Below are 24526 nucleotides of genomic sequence, written 5' to 3' on the forward strand. Positions count from 1 at the left end.
GGTGCTGGAGGTACTGGAGTGGTGGGTCGGTATGCGTCGGTGGACTCGTGGAACGCCGACAGCGGTTTCGTGACCTCTGCGGCCTCTACAGCCTCTGCGGCCCCTACGATCACTTCGGCCCCCGAGACCCCTGAGGTCCCTGAGGTTCCTGAGATCCCTGCGGTTTCCTCGGCCTCTTCCGGTGCCGCGTTCGTGGGTCGTCGCGGGTCCTGGGGGGCGGCCGGGGCGGGGGCTTCGGCGTGCTGCCGCTGATCCTGCCCTTGGTCTCGGCCCCGTCCCCGGCCTCGGCTTTTCTCCTGCTTGTACCGCTTCTGCTCCAGGTACGCGTTCCGCAACTGTTCCCGCTGCTCCAGGCGTTCGGCGCGCTGCCTGGCCCGTACGACCCGCCAGCGGGCCAGCGCGCCCAGTACGAACACCGTCAGTACCAGCAGCACCATCAGTTCGCCGATGAACAGGCCCCAGAAGAGCCCGTAGCCCGAGAGCTCGCCCGCCGGGGTGTTCGGCCAGGCGGCCGGGAGGTCGTTGGGCGCGGTGACGAGCCGGCGCAGCGCGAGAGGGGTCTCGGGGAGCGTGACCCCCTCGGGCCAGGCGCCGTGCGCGAACAGTCCGGCCAGGCCGGTGGCCGTCCACATCAGCAGGGTCAGTGCGAGCAGGAAGCCCAGCAGGCCGATCAGCAGGCCGTCCGGAATGCCGCCGGTGCCTCCGCCGCCGGTACGTTCCTCGGCGCGTCCCGCCATCGTCAGGCCACCGTTGACTCGGACGACTCGTTCAGCCGTTGTTGGCGCTCGATCCGTGCGGCGCGTTCCTCCGCCTCCAGGTCGGCGGCGCGTACGTCGTCCGGGAGGAGTTCGGTCGCGGAGGACTCGGTCATCGCGCGGTCGGTGAAGACGAGGGGGCGTTCGGCCTCGGTGATCAGGTGTTTGACCACCTGGACGTTGCCGTTGACGTCCCAGACCGCGATGCCCGGGGTGAGGGTCGGGATGATCTCGACCGCCCACCGGGGCAGGCCGAGGACCCGGCCCGTCGCTCTGGCCTCGTCTGCCTTCTGGGCGTAGATCGTGCGCGTCGACGCCATCTTCAGGATCGCCGCGGCCTCGCGGGCCGCCGCCCCGTCGACGACGTCGCTGAGGTGGTGGACGACTGCCACGAACGACAGGCCGAGGCGTCGGCCGAACTTCAGCAGGCGCTGGAAGAGCTGGGCGACGAAGGGTGAGTTGATGATGTGCCAGGCCTCTTCCACCAGGAAGATGCGTTTTTTCCGGTCGGGCCTGATCCAGGTGTGCTCCAGCCAGACGCCGACGATCGCCATCAGGATCGGCATCGCGATGGAGTTGCGGTCGATGTGCGAGAGGTCGAAGACGATCAGCGGGGCGTCGAGGTCGATGCCGACGCTCGTGGGGCCGTCGAACATGCCGCGCAGGTCACCGTCGACCAGTCGGTCCAGGACGAGGGCGACGTCCAGGCCCCAGGCCCGTACGTCGTCTATGTCGACGTTCATCGCCTCGGCGGACTCGGGTTCCGGGTGGCGGAGCTGCTCGACGATGTCGGTCAGGACCGGCTGCCGGTCGGTGATCGTCTCGTTGACGTAGGCGTGGGCGACCTTCAGCGCGAAGCCGGACCGCTCGTCCAGGCCGTGGCCCATGGCGACTTCGATGATGGTGCGGAGCAGGGCGAGCTGGCCGGTGGTGGTGATCGAGGGGTCGAGCGGGTTGAGCCGGATGCCGCCGTTGAGCGCGGCGGTCGGGTCGAGGCGGATCGGGGTGAGGCCGAGCTCCTGGGCGATGAGGTTCCACTCGCCGACGCCGTCCTCGCCCTGGGCGTCCAGGACGACGACCTGGCGGTCGCGGAAGCGGAGCTGGCGGAGCACGTAGGTCTTCTCCAGCGCGGACTTGCCGTTGCCGGACTCGCCGAGGACCAGCCAGTGCGGGGCGGGGAGCTGCTGCCCGTACAGCTGGAACGGGTCGTAGATGTAGCCCTTGCCGGAGTAGACCTCGCGGCCGATGATCACGCCGGAGTCGCCGAGGCCGGGGGCCGCGGTGGGCAGGTAGACGGCCTGGGCCTGCCCGGTCGACGTGCGGACGGGCAGCCGGGTCGTCTCCACCTTCCCGAAGAGGAAGGCGGTGAAGGCCTCCGACAGTGCGGACAGCGGGTCTCGCATGGCGTGACCGACCTCCCTCTCGTTTCTCTCGGTCGTCGTCCGTGGGTGGCGGGCGGTGGTGATGGCCGGTGACCGGCGGTGGGGCCGGTCCGACGGGTGGTGGTCGGTGGTGGTCGGCGGTCAGCGGCGGATGCCGGTGGCGAACGGGAGCGTGTTCACGAAGGCGCGGTGGTGCTCGCGGTCGCACCACTCCAGTTTGAGATACGACTTGCCGGCCGAGGCCCGGATCGTTCGTTTGTCGCGGGCGAGGGCCTCGGGCGAACGGGACGACACGGTGATGTACCCGACCAGGTTCACCCCGGCCGCGCCGCTCGCGAGGTCCTCGCCCCGCTGGTCGAGCCGGCCGTGCGCGGCGATGTCGCGGGGGTCGACGGTGCGGTTCATCTTGGCCTGGCGGCTGGCTTCCGCCTCGTCGTTCGTCTTCTCGGTGAGCATCCGCTCGATGGCGATCTCGGTGGGTTCGAGGTCCATGCAGACCGCGACCGTGCGGATCACGTCGGGGGTGTGGACGAGGAGCGGGGCCAGGAAGTTGACGCCGACGGGGGTCATCGGCCATTCCTTCACCCAGGCCGTGGAGTGGCACCAGGGCGCGCGGGTGACCGACTCGCGGGTCTTGGCCTGGAGGAACGTCGGTTCGACCGCGTCCAGTTCGGCCGGCCAGGCGTTGCGCTTGGTCATGGCCTGGATGTGGTCGATGGGGTGGTCGGGGTCGTACATCGAGTGCACGAGGGAGGCGAGCCGGCTCTGGCCGAGCGGCTGGCGGACCCGGATGTCGGCCTCGGCGAGGCGGGCGCAGATGTCGGTGAGCTCGCGCGCCATGACGACGGCGAGTCCGGCGTCCCGGTCGATCTTGCGGCCGGTCCGGGCGGCGCGGGCCATGGCGTTGGCCTCGGCGGCCAGCTCGCGGGTGTAGTGCATGCAGGCGACCAGGTAGGCGCGGTGCTGCTCGCTGGAGGTGGAGACCATGGACTGGAGCTGGTCGTACGACTCCTGCAGCCAGACCGGGGAGGACTTGTCGCCGCGCTGGGCGACGTCCTTGGCGTGCGCGTCGGGGTCGGCGGGGAGGGTACGGGCCAGCATCTGGAGGCGGGTCACGAAGCCGTCCCCGTTGGCGACGTGCTTCAGCAGGGTGCCGAAGCGGTCGACGAGCGCCTCCTGGTCCTCGCTGTCGCGCAGGCCGACGCCGGGGCCCTCGATCTCGATCGCGGCGGTGACGGTGCGGCGGTCGGCGTGCAGGAGCACGGCGATCTCGTCCGGACCGAAGGGCGCGGAGAGCCAGTTGATCCGGCCGATGCCGGGGGGCGGTCCGATCTCGACCTCGCGTCCGTCGACGCCGACGCCCGCCTCCATGGCGGCGGAACGGTAGGTCGTGCCGCGGCGCAGGGTGCGCTTGTAGCTGCGGTTGATCTCGAACCACTTGTAGAAGGTGCGGTGCTTGTACGGGAGGTACACGATCGCCAGGGCGAGGAACGGGAACCCGGTGAGCAGCGCGATCCGCAGGGGCAGGACGGGGACGATCAGCCCGCTCATCATGCCGAGGAACGCGCCGACGATGATCAGGGCGATCTCGCCGGTCTCGCGGTTCTTGCCGACGATCGCGTTCGGCCGGGCCCGGCCGATGAGATACGTGCGGCGGGGCGCGATCGTGTGGGACGGAGTCGTCAACGCCCTCCACCTCCCGTGCTGTTGTTGCCTGAACTGCCTGATCCGCCGCCCCGGGGGGAGCGGCTGCCGTGCGGGGTGCCGGAGGTCGGCGCCGATCCGCTGCGCGGCGAGGGCGCGGTGGAGGCGCCCCGGGAGCCGTGCGCGGCGACGCCGCCGCTGATCGGGTTGGCGGGCCGGCCTCCGCTGTTGCCGCCGTCCGAGCCGCTGCGGCCGCTGTGGGTCTTGATGCCCTGGGAGACGAGGGCGGCGGGGGAGCTGACCAGGGCGGCGGCCTGGGAGCCGTCGGTGGCCTGCTTGCGGTTGGTGCGGGCGCCCTGGATCTCGTCGCCGAAGCCGGGGACGAACCGGTAGATCATCGCGGAGGCGAAGATCGCCAGCAGGATGATGGCGAGGCCCGACACGACGGCGGAGATCGCGTCCGGTCCGTCGTTCTGGGAGAGCGCGCCGGCCAGCCCGAGCACGACGGCGATGACCGGCTTCACCATGATCACCGCGACCATGATGCCCGCCCAGCGCCGGACATGGCCCCACATGTTCTTGTCGACGAGCCCGGCGTAGACGACGGTGCCGAGCAGGGCGCCGACGTAGAGCAGGGCGGCCCGGATGACGAGCTCCAGCCAGAGGATGCCCGCGGCGAGGATCGACACGAGCGAGACGACGATCAGCATGATCGGCCCGCCGCCGATGTCGGAGCCCTTCTTGAGCGCTTCGGCGAACGACCCGAAGAAGACGTCCGTCTGCCCGCCCGAGGAGGTGGCGATGACCTCGGTGACGCCGTCGGTCGCGGAGACGACCGTGTAGAGGATCAGCGGGGTGAACGCGGAGGCGAGGACCGTCAGCCACAGGAACCCGATGGCCTCGGAGATCGCGGTCGTCAGCGGCACGCCGCGGATCGCCCGCTTGGCCACGGCCAGCAGCCACAGGACGAGCGTGAGGACGGTGGAGGCGGCGAAGACGATCGCGTACTGCTGGAGGAACTTGGTGTTCGTGAAGTCGACGTTGGCGGTGCTCTTCACGGCCTCGCTGAGCTTGCCGACGATCCACGCGGCGGCGTCGGCGCAGCCGCGGGCGAGGGAGGAGAGCGGGTCGAGCGAGTCGTTCAGACCGGAGGGGGCGACGCCGTTGGAGGGGGCGCTGCCGTCGCCGTTCTCGCAGTAGTCCTTGGCGGGGCCGCGGATCAGATCACAGGCGTCATTGCTCGGTGTCGATGTCGGTGTCGATGTCGGTGTCGGGCTCGGGGAGGGCTCGGCGAACGCGCGGCCGGCCAGCATGACGAGAGTCGTCTGCAGGCCGACCACTGCCGCTGTGAGTGAAAGAGCTCGGCTGGACTGTTTACCGGGCATATGTGAACCCTCCGAACTGTTTCACGGCGTCGGCCATTTCCTCGGCAGGAGATGCGGCCTGGTCACGGCCGACCGGAGTGGGGCCGTCCTTCTGCGTGAAATCGGTGACCTTCCAGTCACCGTCGATCCAGGTCAGGTTGAAGGTGTTGGTGAACCAACTCTCGGACACGGGGTTCTTGGAGCCCTCACCCGCCAGCCCGAACAGGGCTGAGTACCAGACGGCGACGCTCGCGGTGTCCCCGTCAAATTTCACTACCTTCGTGCCGGCCGGGTTGGAGCGTGAGACGAAGGTCAGTCCTGCAGGTGCCGTACCGTCAGGCTTGAGCCCGATACCGGCAAGGAAGTCCTGCCCCGAGTACACCCTGTCGAGGTCGCCTTCGCGAGCAGCCGCGACCTCCGGGGAGTACACGGCGGTGACGATTGCGCGACGCTGGTCCTTGTCGAACATGTCGGTCGAACCGAGTGCCACGGCGTAGTTCGCCGCCGCGCTCTGCGCCCCCTGCTCGTCGTGGGCGAATCCCGACGGGATCGTGCCGTTCTTCCCCGTCACCGGTTTCGTCCCCGTGGCCGCCGTGGACGACGAGTCCGGCTTGCTCCCCGAGCCTCCCGAACCGTCGCCGTTGTCGTTCCTGTCGCCCCCGCCCATGTTGGCGAAGGCGATGGCCGCGAGCAGGAGGACGACCACGCCGACCACCGTGACGAGGGAGCGCGGCTTGCGGGCGGGGCGGCGGGAGGCGCCGTAGCCGTCGCCCTCGCCGTCGGGAAGCCGGGTACGGGTCTGGCGCGTGCCGCCGATGGTGCTGTAGGGATCATCGGTACGGACGGCGTCGTCGCCGTAGCCGCTCTCGTCGCCGTGGCTCATGCCGCGTACGCCCCCTCAACCGTTTCCTGAACCGGGTAGTACGACGGTAGCCGTGCAGGTTTCCGCGCGGACGCGGTGTGATGACTCGACATCAGGGAGACGCAACCTCTGCCGGTGGGCACGACGGACGGATGGTGGGGATGGGCGGGATCGCCCCTGGCGTGGGCCGACTGTCGGTCAGACAGCCATTCCGTAGACGATGGTGAACAAGGTTCCCAGCGATCCGATGATGAACACACCGGTCAGACCCGCGACGATCAGCCCCTTGCCCTGCTCGGCGCTGAACGTGTCGCGCAGGGCCGTGGCCCCGATGCGCTGCTTCGCCGCACCCCACACCGCGATGCCGAGGCAGAGCAGGATGGCGATGGCCATCACGACCTCGATCATTACGCGGGCCTCGTTGCCCAAGGTCCCGAACGGCCCCCAGTTCGGGGCGATTCCGCCGATGATGGTGGTGATGTCGCCCTTTTCAGCTGCCAGGATCATGTAAGTCACCGCCCCTGTTGGGTAGTTCGTTGCCCCCTGCCGCACGGCACGGGTCACTCTCTATCTTCGCTGATGAAACTGCTCTCGCACGACGGCTTGACGGCTCTCTTTACCCGGATCCCGCACGTTTGACCGATCCGACCGTCCTGACCTGCGGATCGAAGCGGTATGTGACCAAATACGTATGGTTACTCTGTGTATCACGGAGAGTGACCCCGGGCAATGATTGCCATCCCGCCACCCTGGCCGAGACTTTTGCGCAGGCCCCGGTGGGTCCTGACGGAGCATCGATCCGGCCGGATCAAGGGCTGCTCAGAGCAGCGGGTGGCGCGGTACGGGTGGTCGGGGTGGGGTTCTCCAGGATCGGGGTGGCCGGAAATCGCACCAGGTGCCGTCGAAGGGAAACGTTCCGGCCTCGGCAAGTCGTGCGACCGAGTGGCCCTCGTCGCGGATGGCCGACGCCTCGTCGGCCGTCCAGTAGGCCGGGTCGCCGGTCTTCTCGGCGAAGGACTCCTCGTCCTTCCACCGCCAGCTCCGGTCCGGGGCCACGTTGATGTCGAGTTCGTGGTCGGCGATGTCGATGTCGTCGCCGCGGTGGACCCGGCGCTCCAGGTTCACGTACCAGCCGCGGAACTTCTGCCGGCGGCCGAAGAGCCAGAGCACCGAGTGCGCGGCGTCGTCCGGCTGGTAGAAGAGCGCGCTGCCCATCGGCCACCGGTCGGCGACCACCGGGTATCCGTCGGCGGGGCGGTCGCCCGGGGCGATGTCCCGCAGGTGCGCCCCGTTCGGGAGTCTCGTGCGCCACATCGGGGTGCCGGTCTCCATCCACACCAGTTGGCCCCTGTCGGTGCGCTCGACGAGGCGCACGGGCACCGATGCGCTCAGGTGGCCGCCTATGAAGAAGTTCCAGTGGAGGATCCGGCCCGGCTCGTCGTTCATGCCGCTGATCATTCCCGCGCCACGCAGATCGGACACGTGACCGGACACATGTCCGGATCATCTGCCGGATCCGCCACGTACCGGACCTGTCGGGTCATCATGTCAGGAGGTCAGGAGGTCAGGAGGTCAGGAGGTCAGGAGGTCAGGAGGCCAGGAGGCATCGAGGCATCGAGGCTCGGCAGGTCCGGCCGGTACAGCAGCGGAACGGGCGGTGGCGGGGCGGGTCGTACGGCGGTCGTGCCGGTGCGGCCTCAGACGGAGGCGATGCCCCGGGCGGCGAGGATCTCCTTCTTGAACGGGACGCCCAGCCCGCAGTTCTCGGCGCCGATGATCCGCCGCAGGTTCGGCAGCAGGTCGAGGTCGTCGAGCGAGTCCACGTCGAACAGGTCGTCCTCGCCGTCCCAGACCGGGGAGCACTCGCAGTACACCTGGAGTCCGCCGTCGATGAGGAGGGTGTCCACGGTCGCCAGCAGTTCCTCGCTGATCTCCAGCGCCTCGAAGTAGGTGCGGGCCTCGTCGAGCACTGTGTAGGCGAGGTCGTTGTCGTACGCGTAGAGCTGTGGGTCGTCGATCCCCTTCGCCTTCAGGCATTCGGCAATGCTGAAGGCCGGGGTGAGCGTCTTGTCCTCGTACATGAGTTTCTCGATGACCATGAGCTTGAAGTTGAAGTCGCGGAAGGCAGGCATACCGGGACCATAACCAGCCCCTCCGACACCGGCCCCGGAGGTGTGGGGAGCCAGTGGCCGCGCGGGGCCCTGTCAGTCCCGCCTGCCAGACTCGTACGCATGACCAGCAGCACCGGATCCTCCGTTCCGCTCCCGGCCAATCACCGCGTCTCCGAGACGTACGTCGACTGGGCACGCGTCCACGCCCCCGGTGCCGAGGGCGACGCCCGCGACGTGCTGGCGGAGGCGGACCGCGACCGGTACAGGGCGGGGGAGAAGCCCGGACGGTTCGTGGACGGGGCGGCGCGTCCGGCCCGGGGGCTGCCGGCCGCCCATCTGCCGTGGTTCTGGGACACCATCGGGCACTGGATGCTGGAGACGCACCGCCGTTCCGCCGCCCGTGCGTACGGGTACGCGCGGGCTGCGGAACGCGACCACGGGCTGCCGGTCGACACCGACTGGCGGTGGGCGAACCTTCAGTTGTTCGCCAGGTTCGGCGCGCTTCCCGCCACCGAGATCAGCGGTGCCCCGGCCTGGCTGGCCGGGGTGTTCGAACCGGGCGACGCGCACCGCGAGTTCGTGCGGCTGCTGACGGTCTGGGCGGCGTCGCCGGGCGATCTTCCCGCCGATCTGGCCCGCCGGGTCCGGGAATCCGCGCGCACGGCCGGTCTCGGCGCCGACGAGGAGGCGCGGGTGCTGGGCGAGGTGCTCGCGGCAGCCCGCGGCAAGGCCGTGCCGGACCGGCTGTTCGACACGGCGCTCGGCCCGCTCTCCGCCCACCGGCCGGCCGACGGCACGGCCACCGCCCTGCTCGACCTGTTCCCCGATTCGAAGAACGACGCGGCGGCCTGGCTGCGGCTGCTCATCGGCTGCGGGGCCGCCGACGCCGCCGCGACCGGCCGGATCACCCCGGAGGGCGGCCTCGGCGAGTGGCTGCGGCGGTACGCCGCCCAGTACTCCCACCGCCCCGCCGCCGGTGGCGGGGTGACCCGTCAGGCCATGCCCGCCGAACTCTTCGACCTGGTGGCCCGGTTCGCCCCGCGGCTGAAGGCGGACGGCACCCCGGTCCGGCTCCACGAGGACCGCTACCGGTGGCAGCACCTGGACGCCGACCTGCTCGACGTCTGCCTCGCCGAGGGGATCCCCGTCCATGACCCCGGCTCCATCATCCCCTTGGAGTTCTGGGACAAGGAGTCGCCGCGCGACCTGCGGGCCCTCGCCGCCGACCCGGTGTTCGGCCCCCGACTGGAGGGCACGGTCCACGCCGGGCTCCGGCCCCGGGGCGGCACCGCCATCAGCCGGCTCCCGCACAACCCGGGCATCGCCGCCGAGGTGCACGGCCGGATCGAGAAGCTGCTCGACACCCTGCGCGGCGGCGGGCTCGCCGCGGCCGACGAGGCCGTGGACGAGCTGCACGGCCTCCTCGACCGGCCCACCGCCGTCGCCCTGGACGGCATCGAGGAGGCCCTCGACGAACTGGACCTCACCGGCCCGCTGGCCCGTGTTCTGCGCGCGGGGCTGCCCGAGGAGCTGGGCTGGCCCGCCCTGGAGGAGGCCCTCGCCGCATTCCGGCCGGACGAGACGGTGCACGTCACCTGCACCTGGCCGGTGCTCACGGTGTACGGGAAGCGCCGCGCGTTCGCCGTCGACCACGCGGGCCGGTGCGGCGAGCACGCCCTGGAACTGCCGGAGGGCGCCGCCTTCCCCACGGTGCACTGGGTCGGCGGCCAGTTCCTCGTCTCCTGGCCGAGCGCGGGCGAGGGCAGCTCCGCCATGACGGCGTACTGGTCGGGCAGCCCCGCCGACACGTTCGAACCGGAACAGCCCCATGGGCTCCGCCCCTACGGCGGCGGCATCCAGGGCGGCCTCGGCTACCAGTTCCGTACCCCGGACGGCGGCGGCCGGTTCGACGGCGGGAACGTCCTGCGCCCCGGCGACACCTCGGGCATCGGCCACCGCCTCCGCGACTACCAGATGTACGACGGCCGGGACTTCTGGAGCAGCGAGGTGTTCGGCGAGGACCACCGCAGGGGGTGGACCCGCATGGACCCCGCCACCGGTGTGCCCACCGCCGACCGCACCCTGCCCGGCTTCCACGCGCCCGACGCGTCACCGGACGGCACCGAACCCTTCCTCAACTACCGCACCCTCGCCGAACTGCCGCCCGGCGCCCCGCCGTCCCCGCTCGGCCAGGACGGCCGGCTCACCGGTTGCCGGATCGACCACCACACCCCGTACGCCGGTCCCTCGTCCCGCGAGTTCGAGCTGAGGTCCGTCGACGGCCGCACCGCGTCCTACCGCACCACCGTCTGGGGCCGCCGCCCGTGGGGCATCCTCGGTCTCCCGGCCGGTGGCGAGGACGCCGTCGTGGTCGGCACCACCACCGTCCGCTGCTACGCCGCCGAGGACAACTCGCTGCTCTGGCAGGTCCAAGGCTTCCCCGGTGCCCGCCACGGCGGACCGGTCCGGGCCACCCTCGGCGAGCAGGCCGGGCCCGTACCGCCGCCCGCCTTCTGGCACTTCCTCGTCCCGCGCGACGAGCCGTCCTCCCACGCGCTGCGCGCGGTCACCGACGAGACCGTGCGCGAACTGCTGTCGTCCGGCGCCGAGGACGCGCCGCCCGGGGTGACCGACCCCCGTGTCCGGCAGGGCGTCACCCGCGCCGTGCGGTTCGCCGCCGAGGTGCTGCGCCGCCTCCGGGAGCTGGCGCACCGGGTGGCCGTCATGCGGGCCGGACCGGTCGTCGAGCTGCCCGACCCGGCACCCGACACCCGGCTCGTCCCGGCCCTGCACGGCCTGCTGCCCCAGCTGCGGGGCTACGAGAAGCGGCCGTCGCAGCCGCAGCCCGCGCTCCTCACGGCGGTCGCCGCCGACGGCCGGTATCTGCGCGGCGAGATCGACGACGAGGTGCGGGTGCTGGCCCTGCCCGCCCCGCCGCCCGAATGGGCGGTGCTGACCGGCCGGATCGACGCCGTGGCCTGGCGGGCGGTCGTCGTCGCCACCCCGGACGCGCACCGGGGGGCCCTCACCGCGCTGCTCGACGTGTGGAGCCGCCAGCCGTTCGCGGAACGGGGCACCACCTGGCGCACCGGCCGGGCACCCGAGGCCGGGGTCGCCGAACTCCGGGCGTCCGGCGCCCCGGTGGCCTCCGGCCCGGTCCGCAGCGACCTGGTGCCCTTCCTGCACCGGGCCGCCGACCCGGAGCCCACCGGCGCCGAGGAGTGCGAGACCCGCACCGTCGTGGGGGACGACACCGCCCGGCTCCCCCGCCTGCTCGCCCTCCTCGCCGAACGCGGCCCGCTGCCGGTGCCCGAGGAGGCCGTGGACCTGTTCCGCTGGCGTACGGGGGTGCCGCGCGCGATCGCCGCCCTGGTCCTCGACGGCTTCTTCGGCAGCGACGACTACGCGGCGCACCTGAAGCTGTGCCGGACCAAGCCGTACAAGGCCGACCGGAACACTGTGTACGCGTACGACGACCTGCGGGGGCGGCTCGGTCCTGCCGGGCGGCGTGCCGTGCTCGCCTCCGCCGTGCCCGCCGACCCGGCGGAGCTCTGGGCCCCCGGCGGCATGACCGCCGCCGCGGACCGGATGGCCGCCGAATGGTCCGAACGGCTCGCGGTCACCGGGTACGTCGACGACGGCAGCCACGCCGCCGCGCTGGCCAAGGACCACGGCCTGCCCGACACCTGGGCCACCGCCCTGCTCACCGGACGCCTGCCGGAACCCCCGTCGGAAGCCGACGGGGCGCGGGCCGTCGTCACCGCCCTCACCTGGGCATTCGCCGAACGACCGGTGGGCGACCCGGCCGCGGAGGGCGCCCGCGCCCTGCTCGACCGGCTCATGGACGGCCCCGCCGGTCCGCTCCGGGACGCCGCCGGTCCGCTCATGGACATACCCGCCGACCGGCTCACCGCCCTGCGCGCCCTGGCGGACCGCTCGGCGGCCACCCCGGTCCCGCCGGGCCAGTACGAGGCCAACCCGCTCTTCAGCGCCCCGGACCTGGTGGACGAGGTGGCGGAGTCCCTCGGCGTCGGCCGCGACGCGGCGGCCCTCCACCTCCAGCTGCACGCCCTCGACCGCCCGGCCGACCGCACCGTACGCCGCTGGAACGCCTGGACCCTCGACCACCACCGTGCCGTCCGCAAGGAACTCACCGCCGCGAAGGCCCCGCGCCCCGCAGCGACGGCCCCGACCGCCGCTGCCGCCGATGCCTCAGCTGTCGCCGTGCCGGCCCCCGCGCACGAACGGTTCGCCCGCGCCTGGGCGGCGACCGGCGCGTGAGGCCCCGGACCCGGACCCGGAGACGAGGCCGGGGCCGGGGCCGGTGGTGGGAGCCGGAACCCGGGGCGGAACCAGGGCCCGGTGGCGTCACGTGTCGAACTCGCCCGCCCAGGAGCGGTCCAGGAGGCGGACGGGCAGGTACCCGGACTCGGCCTCGGCGGGGAAGCCCGCGTCACTCGCGCGGCGACCCGTGCGTCAGGGCCGGATGCCGTCGTACTGCAGGACGCGGTAGGGCGTCTTGCCGTGGTTCACGGACTGCCACTGCGAGGCGATCAGGGTCAGGGACGTGGCGCTCGCGCTGCCGGGGTGGATGTATCCGCCGTAGAGGAACGGGAGCTGGGGCTTGCCCCAGTGGTGCGGCGGGAGGGCGTCGCCGACGATCTGCACCTTGGGGGCGGTCCACACCGCGTCCGGGCGGGGCGCGGTGCGGGTACAGATCGAGTAGTCGTCCACGTCGAAGTAGCTCATGCAGTACGTGTCGCCGATCCGCTTGACGGAGAACTCGCCGATCCTGTTCCCGGACAGCATGACCGACGGGGCCGCCGCCCGGGTCCACTGCCAGCGGCCGTCCAGGAAGGCCCAGTTCTCCTGGGCGCCGAAGTTGCCCGCGCGGAACTCGTCCGGCCGGATGCGGAACAGCTGGATCGCGCCGCCGTCGGCGGTGTTCGAGTGCGTGCCGTTCCAGCGCTTGGAGAAGACGTACAGCCAGCCGTCGGGGTCGATGCCCGCGAACGACCACATCCCGTACATCGACTGGTTCGTCCCCTGGGTGTCGCCGGCCCAGTGGTACGGGTAGTCCTGCCAGGTCACGCCGTAGTCGTCCGAGTAGGCGACGCCCGACATCAGCGAGCCGTCGTACCCGGCCGGGATGTTCTCCCACAGGGCCACGGACGTGTACTGGATGTAGGTGCGGCCCCCGAACTCGATGCAGTCGTTCGGGATGCGGGTGATCTCGAATCCGTGCCCGTTGTCGGCCCAGTGTGCGTAGTCGAAGCACTGCCTGGCGGCGCCCCCGGTGGGCATCGCCCAGGAGAACGAGATCGGGGTCCCGCCGGAGGCGTCGAAGGCGGCCTGGTTCAGGATCACCGGAGATCCCAGGTAGGGGTCGGCCTGGGCGATCCCGCCGAACGCGTCGCCGAACACGTAGCCCCAGGTGTTGTCGTGCTCCCGGTGGTAGGGGATCGCCAGGTCCCCGGAGCCGAGCCCCTGCGCGCTCGCCGAGTCGCCGGGCTGCTCGCACAGGGGCGTGCCCGTCTGGAGCAGCCGGGCGGCCGGGCGGCCGGGGGCCGTCCGGGCGGACCGGTCGTCGGCGGACGCCGAGCCGGGGGCGGCGCCCAGCAGGCCGGCTCCCAGGGCGAAGCCCATGCCTGCCTTGAGCGCCGATCGACGGGTGGTGTGCCGGTGGGCGGTGTTCCGGTGGTCCGGCTGTGAGGGGGTGGGCATGTTCGGTCCTCCGGGGGTTCTTGGGTCCGGGGTTCTTGAATCCGTGGGTCCGTGCGTGGCTCGACCGAACGACGACGCGTGATGTGGAGATCAACGGTCCTGCTGATCGCCGTGGCCATGTCCGGCCTCGTGCCCGGCGGCGTGGAAGGCGTCGTAGATCGCGCCGTGGACGGTGTGGGTGCCGGTCTGCGGGGACCAGAGGAACAGGCCGCGCTCGAAGAACTGGTAGCGGCCCCGGGTGCCGTCCGGCGCCGGTGCGGCGTCCGCCTCGTCCATGGTGGGGAATCCCCAGCGGCGTTCCGCGTCCGTGTCCCAGAACTTCTGCAGGATGTCGCCGTGGATCGCGTGGGCCACGTCCGGGTGCCAGATGATGATCCCGTTGCGGAAGAGCTGGAAGCGTCCGCCGAGCGAGGAGTTCTCCTCGGCGCGGACCGGTGCGCCGAGCGGTCCGCCGCTGCCGCCCATGGCGGTGTACTTCGCGCCGATCGTGCCGTACGGCCGGAACGCCTCGGCCATCAGCTCCCGGGCGTAGCCCTCCGCCTGGCCGTAGCGCTCCGGGTACGCGGAGCGCTGGACGGCCTGGGCCAGCTCGCCCGCGGTGGCCCAATCGGGCTCCATCTGCTGGGCCACCTCGAAGAACTTGTTCGCCGCGTAGTCGACGTCGAGGCACTGGGCGGGTTGGCACCAGCCCATCGAGGGCCGCTGCTGGAAGACTCCGAGCGAATCCCGGTCCCCGCAGGCCAGGTTGTTCATGCGGGACTCGACCCAGCCCGTCTCGAATCCGGCGAGCATCACCTTGGCGGACACGCCGCGGCGCTGCCCGACCTCGTACACCTTGCGGGTCACCGCGATGTCCCGGTTCGCCGGGATGTCGCAGAAGAGTTCGGCCGGGGCGGAGTTCCCGAGGGGGCCCGGTACGTCGCCCGCGTCCTGCGCGAACGCCGCCGGGTTGCCGAGGCCGGACATGGCCACGGCGATCAGCAGGACCGTTGATCTCCACATCACGCGTCGTCGTTCGGTCGAGCCACGCACGTGTCTGCTCCTTCGCGTCGGAACGGCCTTGTGCGGCCCGTCGGCCGGCGGTCCGCAAGGTAGTCACGGGGCGGCCGTCCGGCACATCCGGAACGATCCGGAGTGACAGCCCGCGCAGTGGGCGCCGACACTCACCGCACGGGCGGTACCGGTGACTTCGGCGGTGCGCAGTCGGGCACCCGGGGATGGTCCGTCGTGCGCACGGCGGGCAACCAGGCCGAGGTGCGGTCGCGGTCGGAACCGGCCGGCAGCCGGACCCGGTACCACTGGGTGGAACTCGCGTCGGACTCGTCGATGATGGGCGTTCCCCGGGGGAGGCGGCAGTAGACGGCGAGGACGTCGCCGTGCCACACCCGGGTCGGAACAACGTTGTCGATGGTGTACGGCCGGAGGGGGTCGATCGCCAGGCCGAGGCTGCACTGCGGTCTCCGGTCGGTACGGCCCCGGCAGTCGTCGTCGGCGTTGAACACCCGGAGCCGTCCCGCCGGTTCGCCGAGCGCGTCCGACGCGGTGTCGCCGACGGCGTGCGACCAGATCGTCGCGGCCACCGCGCACACCGCGACGGCCACGGGTGCGGCGCGGAACCACCGGCGGCGACGTGCCGGACGGGGTGTCTGCGCCGGACGGGGTGTCTGAGCCGGGCGGGATGTACGTGCCGGGCGGGGTAATGACGACGGCGACGGCGATCGTGCGGTGATGCGCGCCAGGATGCTCTCGGCGCTGTGCGCGGCGCGTTCGGCATGGGTCGGGGCCAGGCAGTCGAGGGCCAGGGCGCGCCAGAACGGCGGCAGCGCGCTGTCGATCCGCAGCGGGGCGCGCCCGGCGGCGTACTCCTGCGCCGCCGCGCCGCGCGCCGTCGACGTCGCGCCGGGGAACGGCGAGGCGCCGGACGCGAACGCCTCGTGGATCATGATGCCCAGGGCCCAGACGTCGGCGCTGGGCCGGACCTCCACGCCGTGCTCGCCGAGCGGGGCCCGCCAGCGCTCGGGCGGGAGGTAGTCCGGGGTGCCCATCGGCGGCGCGTACCCGTGGGTGCCGTCGGTGCCGGTCAGTTCGGCGGCGAGCCCGAAGTCGGACAGCCGGGGCGTGCCGTCGGCCATCAGCAGGATGTTCTCCGGCTTGAGGTCGCCGTGCACCCAGCCGCTGCGGTGCAGATGGGCCAGGCCCTCGCAGATCCCGGCGAACAGCCGGGCCGCGTCCGCCTCCGCGACCCCGGCGTCGAACACCTCCCGCAGGCTGCGTTCGGCCCGCTCCATCACCAGCACGATCGCCCCGTCCAGGAACGCCCGGCCGGGATCGCTGATCACGACGGAGTCCAGCAGGCGGATCAGCCCCGGATGCCCGGCCCGGTGGCCGAGTTCGACCTCGCGCCGGGCGGTCTCCGCGACCTTGCGGGCCTGGCGCGGTGCGAGTCCCGCGGTCGGCAGGAACTTGAGTGCGACCTCCACCTGCTCGTCCACCGGCTCGTCGATCGGCTTCTCCGCCGGTTCCTCCACCGGTCCCGCCGGTTCGTCGACCGATCGACCCGCGTAGACCGTCGCCCAGCCGCCGGACGCGATGGGTTCGGTGACCTCCCAGCGGCCCACCCGGTAACCGCGCGGGAGCGGCTCCGTGTGGTCGCTTCCCGATGTGTCGCCCCGCGCATGCACCGTTTCCGCCTCCGGTCCCCCGCCCGCACCAGTGCGTGTCGCCGCACACGGTGGGCCCGCGGTGTTCCGTGAGCCCGCGGCTCTTCGTGATCCTGCCGCAGCGCCCCGGGAGCCCGCAGCGTTTCGCGGGTCAACGGCCCAACTGCCCGTACCGCAACGTCACTTGGGTTGCTCTGCCCGCTACCTGGCGTGGGTGGCGGTCCGGGGCGGGAGCAGCGCCAGGTGCTCCTCCCGTACGAGTCCGAACCGCAGCGCGATCCCGACGAGCGCCTCCCGTTTGCCGTTGCGGCGCGCCCCTCCCGACCCGTTCCCGGCCGGAGCGCTGATCCGCATCTTCTCCTCGGCGAGGTAGTCGATGTGCGAGCTGACCGCCCGCGCCCGCAACCGGCCGCACGCGGCGTGCCCCCGGAGCCGTTCGACGATCTGCGGGGTGGTCGGGACCGCGACCGGCGACTCGTCGCGCAGCCGCGGCTCGCAGAGCGCGACCAGGACCAGGAAGTAGAGGGCCGTCTCGTCCAGCGAGTACGCCATGACGGTGCGGCCGTCCCACGGGCCCGCCGGGCCGTCGGGGTCCAGGTAGACGTGGTCGGGGGCGAACACCTGGAAGGCGACGGTGGTGTCGCGACGGGTGGGCAGCACGACCCGGGAGAACTCGAAGGGGATCGGGGCGCCGGCCCGGCGGGGCGGGACCCGCAGGTACTCACCGGCCCCCTCCGGGTTCTCCACCAGGTAGCTCTGGGTCGTGCTGTGGTTGCTGAGCTGCCAGTGGTCGTCCGTCACCCGGATCTCGCCGGCCAGCCGCGAGATGGCCTCGTCGTCCAGGCGCAGTTCGACCGGGATCGTCGCGGAGCCGCGCCCGAAGCGCGCCGTTTCCCCCGGGCCGAGCCGCAACGTCACCGGGTCGCCGCACGGCGCTCCTCCGACGACACCGCTCCGCTGCGGCAGATAGATCACTATCCCGCTCAGTGCCCCCACCTCGCCCCGTGTCGGGTGACTCCCACGCCCTCGAACGTTACCCATCCCACCGGCCGCCGCACCGGTCGTCGCGGTACCGGATTCAGCTCCTCGCGTTCTCCTCGCCGACGGGTTCGGCGAAGTGGTCGAACTCTCCGGCCACGACCCCTTTTGCGAACGCCTCCCACTTGGCCCGGGTGGTCGTGACGACGTTGGCGGGGTCGCCGGTCTCCCGGAGGAGGACGAGCCCGTCCGGCCCGAAGGCGATCTCGATCCAGGGTCCGGGCCCCTCCGCGTCCTCGGGCGCGGCCCGGACCCAGGTGAGGCCGTCGGGGATGCCGGGGGTGTCAGTCACGGGGGAGGCCCTCCTTGAGGGCGCGTACGAGGGCGGCCCAGGCGGCGGGTGTGGTGCGGAGCACCGTTCCGGCGGGGTCGCCGGACTCGGTGAGCCCGACCGCGCCGGGGGCGGGCGCGGCCACGTGTATGCAGGAGTTTCCCTGGGCGCAGTAGGACGACTTCTGCCAGGCGGGAGAGGACATCTCGGGTTCCTTCACAGGTCGCGGACGATGTTGTGGATGAAGTCCCTGGAAGCGTCGTGGCCCAGTGCGGTCGCCTCCATGCGGCCGAGCAGCACGCGGTACTTCTCCAACTGGTCCTCGGCGTCCAGGAAGACGGGGCCGTGGGACTGGTCCAGGTTGACGGTGTCGAGCTGCGGCACCGGACCCAGGAAGTAGTAGATCGACTGGCCGGACCCGGCGAAGGTCCCTGCGGAGAAAGGGATCACCTGGAGGGTGATGTGATCCCGTTCGCCCATGTCGAGGAGGTGCTGGAGCTGCTTGCGGGTCACCTCCGGGCCGCCGAAGCGCATGCGCAGCGCGGCCTCGTGGATGACGGCCTGATGCGGTGTCGGCGATTCCCGGAACAGGACGGTCTGCCGTTTGACGCGGAACGAGATGCGGTGCTCGATGTCGGGAGGTGACAGCTCCGGCACGTCCTGGCGGAAGACCTCGCGTGCGTACTCCGCGGTCTGGAGGAGGCCGGGGATGTGCACGGTCACGGCCGTGCGCAGCCGGTGGGCGTGGTGTTCGATCTCTGCAAGGTCGAGGAGCGGCGGAGGCAGGATCTCCCGGTACTCCTCCCACCAGCCGCGCGTGCGGTCGCCGGTCATGCTCCCGAGCGCGGCGACGATGTCCTTGTCGGAACAGCTGTAGTGGCGGGCCAGGGCGCGTACGCGCGCAGGGCTCACGCCGACGCGTCCCGCCTCCATGTTGCTGATCTGGTTCTGCTTGACGCCCAGGAGTTGACCGGCCTGGGTGGCGGTGAAGCCTGCGTTCTCGCGGAGTTTGCGCAGCTCGGAGCCAAAACGGAGTTGGCGACCCGTCGGGTTGGTTCTCACGGGATTGCTCGCCTCCTTGGGCGGCCGGTCACCCACAAGGGTGGCAGTTTATGGATTCGTCGAAGTTCGGTTAACACGTTAACCGCGAATCGCTACCTTGGATCTCGGGTCCCCGCCCGGAAGCACCCCGCTCGACGGAGCGGCCTCGTCACCGGGCAATCCGAAGCGCAACCTTCAACCCCCCTCCGTGAATGGAGACTTCCATGGCCAGTGCCACGGTATCCCCGCCCTGGACGTACACACTCCAACTCCCGCAGGATCCCCGCGCCCCCGGCGTCGCCCGTGCCACCCTGCGCAACGTCCTGCGCGTGCACGGCATGCGCGAACTGACCGAGACCGCCGAACTGCTGGCGAGCGAGCTGGTCACCAACGCCTACCTGTACTCCTCGGGCCCGTACTCCCTGCGCCTGCGCGACGCCGGGCGCAGCCGGGTCCGGCTGAGCGTGTGGGACACCGACCCGTACATCCCCGCCCCCTTCCACCGGGGCGTCCCGGCCCCGGACGAACTGGCCGAACGCGGCCGGGGGCTGTACCTCGTCACCCTCTACGCGGAGTGCTGGGGCGCCCACCTCATGCGGACCGGGCTGCCCGGGCAGGGAGGAAAACTGCTCTGGGTGGAATGCGTGGCGAAGGAGCGACAGGGGTGAGGAAAGGAGCGGAGCCGGAAGAGACCCGCGTGGAATGATCCTGAACCGCTCATCAAGAACAGAGTAAAGACAGAGAAAGCAGGGGGAAGTTGTTCCGTCGAATATTGAGCTGGGTCGCCGCGTTCGCGGCGATATTGGGTGTGACGGTGGCGTTCGCGCCAGCGGCGTCGGCCGCGGACACCGAGGCGATTGCCAAGTCCGCCGGTCAGAAATGGGTCCTGAAGTCGGAGGCCACCGGCAAATACGTCTCCACCGAGATCAACGACGCCGGAAACCAGTGGGCCAAACTGCGCGCCCGGAGCGATGCGCCGGGCGCCTGGGAGCGGTTCACCCTGCACACCGATGACGAGGGGAAGACCGTCAGCCTGCGGTTCGAGGCCAGTGGGTACTTCGCCAGCACCGAGATCGAGGACGGCGGGACCCACGACGGAATGCTGCGGGCCCGCGGCGCGAACATCGGTGGCTGGGAGCGGTTCGTCCTCAAACCGCAGGGTGACGGGAAGTACGCGCTGCTGGGACAGGCGGAGGGCAAGTACGTCACCGCGGAGAAGAACGACACCGGCACCGACTACGGGCTCCTGCGGGCCCGCGCCGATTCGGTGGGCTCGTGGGAGCGGTTCACCCTGGAGAAGGCCGGTGCGGCCGGGATCCAGGCGGGCGAGAAGGATTCCGGAGAAGCCGTACCACCGGTCGCCGGGCCGGCGGCCTCGTCCACGGCGCAGGTCATGTCCTGGAACGTCTGCGGGAACATCAACACCGTGAGTCCGTGCAACGGCGGAAAGCCGATCGGCAAGGACGCCCTCGCCGCGGGCATCAAGGACCGCCTGGCCAAGGCCGCGTCCTACCCGAATGTGATCTTCTTCCAGGAGTTCTGCGAGAAGCACGCCAAGCCGGTCGAACTGGCGCTGGAGGAGGGGCCCTACGACTGGGACGTGCGCTTCGCGCCGGTCACCTACAACGTCGACGGGACCGGCCTGAAGGCGCAGAAGGAGTGCATGGACGCCGACGGGTACGACCGCGGGGCGTACGGCGTCGCCATCGCGGTGCCCGACGAGAACACCTGGTACCAGGCGTACGAGCTGCCGTCCCCGGCCGCGTACGTGAACAAGGAAGGCGTGACCCGCAAGGCGGAGCAGCGCGCGGCGATCTGCGCGAGCGTTCCCTCCCAGGCTGTCATGTACTGCTCCGCGCACTTCAGCACCGGTGGCAAGGGCTGGGACGACCCCGATCGCACCTGGCAGCCGAAGCAGGCCGCGAAGCTCATGGAGAAGGCCGACCAGGGCGGCTACCGCCCGGTCTTCGGCGGCGACCTGAACGTGAGCCCGCCCGCCCGGGGCTTCGGCGCGCTGACGCCGATGTACGACCGGTACCAGGAGTGCGACGAGAAGAACGGCGTCTACGACGGCGCCGACACCAAGGACGGCGAGAAGATCGACTACATCTTCAGCCCCTACACGTTCAGCGCGTGCTCGGTGCAGACCTACGTCGGACTGTCCGACCACTACTCCATCCATGGCTCGGTGCAGCTGCCTCCCAGGTGACGAGCATCCCGGTCCGGGCGTGCCCCGGGTGGTAGTCCTTCACCGCAAATGACACCGGCACCGCGAACGACGCCGGCACCGCGAACGACGCCGAGGGCCCGGAGCCACCACTCGGTGGGTCCGGGCCCTCGACGCCGGGGGACGGAGTGGGGCGTACGACGAAGGGGCGGGGCAGGGATGGCGCGCCCCGCGGCGTCCGTCGTACGCCCCGGTTCAGTGGGGCGTGATCAGCCCGCGGACTCCATGGAGCTGACGGCCTCGGCGATCGTGCTCTGGTACAGGCCCAGCTTCGGGCTGTCGACCTTGGCGCCCGAGGGGAGCGGGAAGTTCTGGGTGTCGGCGTTGGCCATGTGCTCGCCGTCGACCAGCACGCTCATCTCATTGACCCAGGTCACACCGTTCTCGCCGCTCGGGTTGAAGTCGAGCACCGCGATGGCGGCCGTCTTGGGCTTGACCGCGTACGCCGGGGCGCCGCCCAGCCCGCCGGGAACCGCCGGCTTGATGTCGCCGCTGTGGTCCGAGGCGTTCTCGGCACCCAGGCTGACCTGCGGGAAGTAGCTCAGGCCACAGGAGTTCGCACCGGTGTTGTTGACCTCGATCACCTGCTGGGTGTCCGAGCCCTCGCGGGGGTACACGCGGATCGACAGGTCGCCGATCTTGCACGGGTGCTTGTAGGCGTAGCTGTCGCTGGTGTTGCCGCCGGAGCTCGCGGCGCTGCCGCCGGAGCTGTCCGTCTTCCCGGAGGAGGAGCCGGTGTTCTGCGCGCTCCCGCCGGTCTTCGAGGTGCCCTCGGAGTCCGTGCCCTTCGAGGCGCCGTCGGTCTTCGAGGTGCCCTCGGAGCCCGTGGAGGCGGCGGCCGACGCGCCGGTGCCCGCCGTGCCGGCGGACTTCGTGCCGCTGTCGTCCCCGTTGCAGGCGGTGAGGGCCAGGGCGAGGGCGGCGGTGACGACACCGAGAGCGGCGGTGTTCTTGCGGGTGCGGAGCGTGCGCATGGAAATTCTCCCAGGACGAGGGGTTAGACAAGGCCCGGATCCTGCGGCTAGCCGCTCTCTCTGACCTCTTGACAACTAAAGCTTCCTGTGGATCGCTCACGTTCTGCTGACGTCTCACTGACGTCCTGCTGACGTTTTCGCGGTCGGTTTCGGACAGCCCGTACCGCCGGGTTCCGGCCGTCCGTCGCGGGCAGGTGGTGAAAACCGGTGGCGCGGGGCCGGGAGCCCTGTCAGGCTCCGCGCATGACTCAAGGAATCGAGACCCACTCCGCCCGTTGAGCGCCCAGGAAGAGCGCAGCGCGCTCATCCCCCGGCCCTCGTTGTACGCCTACGCCCTGCGCCTCCATCGCGGAGAGCCCGGCGGCAGGCTCCCCGCAGGGGGGTACGGACTTCCGTCCCGGCTGAGGCTCACCCAAAAGAGATCAGGGTGGGACGAGGCGTGCGAGGCCCTGGAAGCCGTACTGAACCCCTGGCTGACGACCCCGGACGAGACCGCTCCGGACGAGACCGCTCCGGACCGGGCGGCTTCGGATCGGGCGACCCCGGACGAGACCGCTCCGGACCGGACCGCTCCGGACGAGGCCCGTGCGGGCCGGGGCGACGTCGCGCGGGCCGCCGAGGAGATCCATCGGGGCCTTCACGAGCTGGAGGCCCATGACCGCCATGTCCGGTACGTGGTCACCGAGGCGACCATCGAGGACGAGGCCCGGGCCCGTGCGCTCGGCCGTTGCCTGGTGCGTACGGGAACCGCCGCCCTGCCCGTCTGCGTCGGCCTCGCGCTCCTCGCCCGCTTCGGCGAGCCGGAGGACGTGCCGTATCTGAAGGTCCTCGGGCAGCTGAGGGACCTGGCCGACCTCGCCGTCCTGGCGCTCGACGGCATCGACCGGCCCATGGCGGCCCTGGTCTGGCTGGGCCATTACATCGAGGAGCCCGAGCAGCGCCCGCTGGTCGACGCCCTGGCGGCGGGGGACGAGGACGCCGTCCTGTGATGCCTGGTGGCCCTTCCTCGGGAGATGAGGAGCAGCGGGACCATGCGCGTCCGCAGGTTCATCGAAGCCACCCGGCTCGTCGACGTCCTACGGGCACAACGGCTTCCGGAGGACCCGCCGGCCGCCGAACTGCTGGCCTGGTCCGGTCAGTTGCTGCTCTGGACGGCGAGCCTGCACGACGACCGGGCCGAGATCCTCCGTTACCCGGAAGCGATGGACGCGTACGAGGCGTTCGTCTCGCACGCCGCCGAACTGCCGCCCGGCGTCGACCACTACGCGCTTCTGCTGTCGGTCGCCCTCGAACTGCACAGCGGCCCGAGCCGGATACTCGACTGGGAGCCGGGCCGGCGCGAGGCGTTGCTGGACGCGCTGGAATCCGTGCTGAACCGGCCCGGCTGGAAGGCCGTCGTGTCCGACGGCGATACCGAGGAGGGCCGGAGCCCCGAACCGGGCCGGGACGCGGAGTCCGGTGCGACGGCCGTCGAGCGGCGTTGGCGGGTGGAGTGGATCCGGCGGACGGCACGGTGGCCGTTCCGCCGGATCGCCGGGCCGGAGGAGCGGCTGAGGTTCGAGTGCGTCGAGCACGATCCCGGGGAGCGGGGCGGCGCCGAGACGCGCATCCTGCTCGACGGACGTCCCCTGGTGCCGGAGGTGTTCGACCGGGGGCCCGCCAACTCCCCGGCCCACCTGCTGGACGGTGGCCTCCTGCGGGCCACGGACGAACCCCGGGAGGTGCAGCTCGCCGAGGCGTACTGCGCCGAGGGCTGTTGCGGGGCGCTGTACGTCACCATCCGCAGGGACGGGGACCAGGTCGTCTGGTCCGACTGGCGCCTTCCGGCCTGGTGGGACTCGCCCGAGCTGCCCGAGCGCCGCTTCGACGCCGCCGCGTACGACGCGGAGGTCGCACGGGCCGAGAACGACCACTCATGGGCCTCGCCGGCCTACCGGACCGCCCGGCTGATCGCCGCCGGTCTGCGCGACCGGCCGGACCTGCTCACCCGCTGGGACGTCCGACTGCACTGGATCAGCAGTGACTTCCGCGACCGGGACTGCACCAACGTCTCTCTCCTGTACCGCCCGGAACCGGACACCGGGCAGGGCCGGGAGGAGGACTTCTGGCGACAGCGCATGTGGCGCATTCCGGTTGACGGCACCTCACCCGAGGACCGGGCCGCCGCCGCACTGCGGCGCCTTGCCGCGGAGGACCCGCGTACGTACGACGGCTGAGGGCGGGATCGGTGGCACGGGAGGGGGCGGGGTGTGCCGGGCCCCCTCCCGGTGGTGCCGCGGGGCGCCCCCAATGACCCGTAACGGGCTGGTCGGTGGGGGTACGGGATGGGTCGGGCGACGACGTTGAGTCCGGCATTGGGTCCTGGGGCCCATGCCGTGCCCTGGTCAGGTGTGGTCGCATACCGATACCAGGGGGAGAACTGTCGCTGCGCCCATTTACAAGCTGGGGAGACCCGCCGTGTCTGGCATACGAG

20 protein-coding genes and 1 pseudogene are annotated in these 24526 nt (G+C 71.4%); 5 read left to right on the forward strand and 16 right to left on the reverse strand.

From position 1 onward, the window contains the following. From EAO76_RS46350 to EAO76_RS18975, 8 genes and pseudogenes are all read right to left on the reverse strand, one after another. Positions 1-737: pseudogene (locus tag EAO76_RS46350) on the reverse strand (type VI secretion protein); the annotation flags it as partial. Between the two features lie 2 nt (positions 738-739). Continuing rightward, positions 740-2158, reverse strand: coding sequence for an ATP-binding protein (locus EAO76_RS18945; RefSeq protein ID WP_148837096.1), 1419 nt, complete (start codon positions 2156-2158; stop codon positions 740-742). Positions 2159-2278: 120 nt separating this feature from the next. Further along, positions 2279-3823 carry an SCO6880 family protein gene (locus tag EAO76_RS18950; protein WP_148837097.1) on the reverse strand — a complete coding sequence of 515 codons (1545 nt, stop codon included), beginning with the start codon at positions 3821-3823 and terminating at the stop codon, positions 2279-2281. After that, the gene (locus EAO76_RS18955) at positions 3820-5166 is read right to left on the reverse strand and encodes a hypothetical protein (RefSeq protein ID WP_187438682.1); all 1347 of its coding nucleotides are present in this window, start codon (positions 5164-5166) and stop codon (positions 3820-3822) included. The genes EAO76_RS18950 and EAO76_RS18955 overlap by 4 nt, the downstream gene beginning before the upstream one ends. Further along, positions 5156-6028: a hypothetical protein gene (locus tag EAO76_RS18960; RefSeq protein ID WP_148837099.1), complete on the reverse strand. Its 873-nt coding sequence runs from the start codon at positions 6026-6028 to the stop codon at positions 5156-5158. The genes EAO76_RS18955 and EAO76_RS18960 overlap by 11 nt, the downstream gene beginning before the upstream one ends. 177 nt (positions 6029-6205) lie before the next feature. Next, the gene (locus EAO76_RS18965; protein WP_018101695.1) at positions 6206-6514 is read right to left on the reverse strand and encodes a hypothetical protein; all 309 of its coding nucleotides are present in this window, start codon (positions 6512-6514) and stop codon (positions 6206-6208) included. A 312-nt stretch (positions 6515-6826) separates the two neighbouring features. Beyond that, positions 6827-7453 carry a DUF402 domain-containing protein gene (locus EAO76_RS18970; RefSeq protein WP_187438683.1) on the reverse strand — a complete coding sequence of 209 codons (627 nt, stop codon included), beginning with the start codon at positions 7451-7453 and terminating at the stop codon, positions 6827-6829. 251 nt (positions 7454-7704) lie between these two features. Beyond that, positions 7705-8139: a DUF6892 domain-containing protein gene (locus tag EAO76_RS18975; RefSeq protein ID WP_148837100.1), complete on the reverse strand. Its 435-nt coding sequence runs from the start codon at positions 8137-8139 to the stop codon at positions 7705-7707. A 99-nt stretch (positions 8140-8238) separates the two neighbouring features. On the opposite strand from EAO76_RS18975, the gene EAO76_RS44660 reads away from it, so the two are divergent. Beyond that, the gene (locus EAO76_RS44660) at positions 8239-12399 is read left to right on the forward strand and encodes a hypothetical protein (RefSeq protein ID WP_187438684.1); all 4161 of its coding nucleotides are present in this window, start codon (positions 8239-8241) and stop codon (positions 12397-12399) included. Positions 12400-12594: 195 nt separating this feature from the next. Here the strand turns inward: EAO76_RS44660 and EAO76_RS18990 are convergent, their stop codons facing one another. From EAO76_RS18990 to EAO76_RS19020, 7 genes are all read right to left on the reverse strand, one after another. Next, entirely contained in the window at positions 12595-13842 is a 1248-nt protein-coding gene (locus EAO76_RS18990; protein ID WP_148837101.1) for a DUF4185 domain-containing protein, read from the reverse strand. A 90-nt stretch (positions 13843-13932) separates the two neighbouring features. Further along, the gene (locus tag EAO76_RS18995) at positions 13933-14874 is read right to left on the reverse strand and encodes an LGFP repeat-containing protein (RefSeq protein ID WP_399462353.1); all 942 of its coding nucleotides are present in this window, start codon (positions 14872-14874) and stop codon (positions 13933-13935) included. A gap of 131 nt (positions 14875-15005) precedes the next feature. Next, entirely contained in the window at positions 15006-16523 is a 1518-nt protein-coding gene (locus tag EAO76_RS19000) for a serine/threonine-protein kinase (protein ID WP_262375584.1), read from the reverse strand. 180 nt (positions 16524-16703) lie between these two features. Then, positions 16704-17489, reverse strand: a complete 786-nt coding sequence (locus EAO76_RS19005) for a serine/threonine protein kinase (RefSeq protein WP_187438712.1) — start codon at positions 17487-17489, stop codon at positions 16704-16706. Positions 17490-17580: 91 nt separating this feature from the next. Continuing rightward, a complete protein-coding gene (locus EAO76_RS19010) occupies positions 17581-17832 on the reverse strand; it encodes a DUF397 domain-containing protein (RefSeq protein ID WP_187438685.1) in 252 nt (83 codons plus the stop codon). Next, positions 17825-18016, reverse strand: coding sequence for a DUF397 domain-containing protein (locus EAO76_RS19015; protein WP_148837103.1), 192 nt, complete (start codon positions 18014-18016; stop codon positions 17825-17827). The genes EAO76_RS19010 and EAO76_RS19015 overlap by 8 nt, the downstream gene beginning before the upstream one ends. Positions 18017-18027: 11 nt before the next feature. Continuing rightward, positions 18028-18873: a helix-turn-helix transcriptional regulator gene (locus EAO76_RS19020; protein ID WP_148837104.1), complete on the reverse strand. Its 846-nt coding sequence runs from the start codon at positions 18871-18873 to the stop codon at positions 18028-18030. A gap of 203 nt (positions 18874-19076) precedes the next feature. Between EAO76_RS19020 and EAO76_RS19025 the strand changes: the two genes are divergently transcribed. Together EAO76_RS19025 and EAO76_RS19030 are read left to right on the forward strand one after the other, a co-directional pair. Beyond that, positions 19077-19520: an ATP-binding protein gene (locus tag EAO76_RS19025; protein ID WP_148837105.1), complete on the forward strand. Its 444-nt coding sequence runs from the start codon at positions 19077-19079 to the stop codon at positions 19518-19520. Positions 19521-19624: 104 nt separating this feature from the next. After that, on the forward strand, positions 19625-21061 hold the full coding sequence (locus tag EAO76_RS19030) for an endonuclease/exonuclease/phosphatase family protein (protein ID WP_148837106.1): 1437 nt from the start codon (positions 19625-19627) through the stop codon (positions 21059-21061). A gap of 227 nt (positions 21062-21288) precedes the next feature. Here the strand turns inward: EAO76_RS19030 and EAO76_RS19035 are convergent, their stop codons facing one another. Next, positions 21289-22053, reverse strand: a complete 765-nt coding sequence (locus EAO76_RS19035) for a DUF4232 domain-containing protein (RefSeq protein ID WP_148837107.1) — start codon at positions 22051-22053, stop codon at positions 21289-21291. 275 nt (positions 22054-22328) lie between these two features. Between EAO76_RS19035 and EAO76_RS46355 the strand changes: the two genes are divergently transcribed. Together EAO76_RS46355 and EAO76_RS19040 are read left to right on the forward strand one after the other, a co-directional pair. Then, complete coding sequence (locus EAO76_RS46355) at positions 22329-23042, forward strand: hypothetical protein (protein ID WP_262375585.1); 714 nt, start codon at positions 22329-22331, stop codon at positions 23040-23042. Between the two features lie 42 nt (positions 23043-23084). Then, positions 23085-24269, forward strand: a complete 1185-nt coding sequence (locus EAO76_RS19040; protein WP_262375586.1) for a hypothetical protein — start codon at positions 23085-23087, stop codon at positions 24267-24269. The last annotated feature ends 257 nt before the right edge of the window (positions 24270-24526 follow it).

This window comes from Streptomyces sp. sk2.1, assembly GCF_008120935.1.
In the GTDB taxonomy this organism is placed as follows: domain Bacteria; phylum Actinomycetota; class Actinomycetes; order Streptomycetales; family Streptomycetaceae; genus Streptomyces.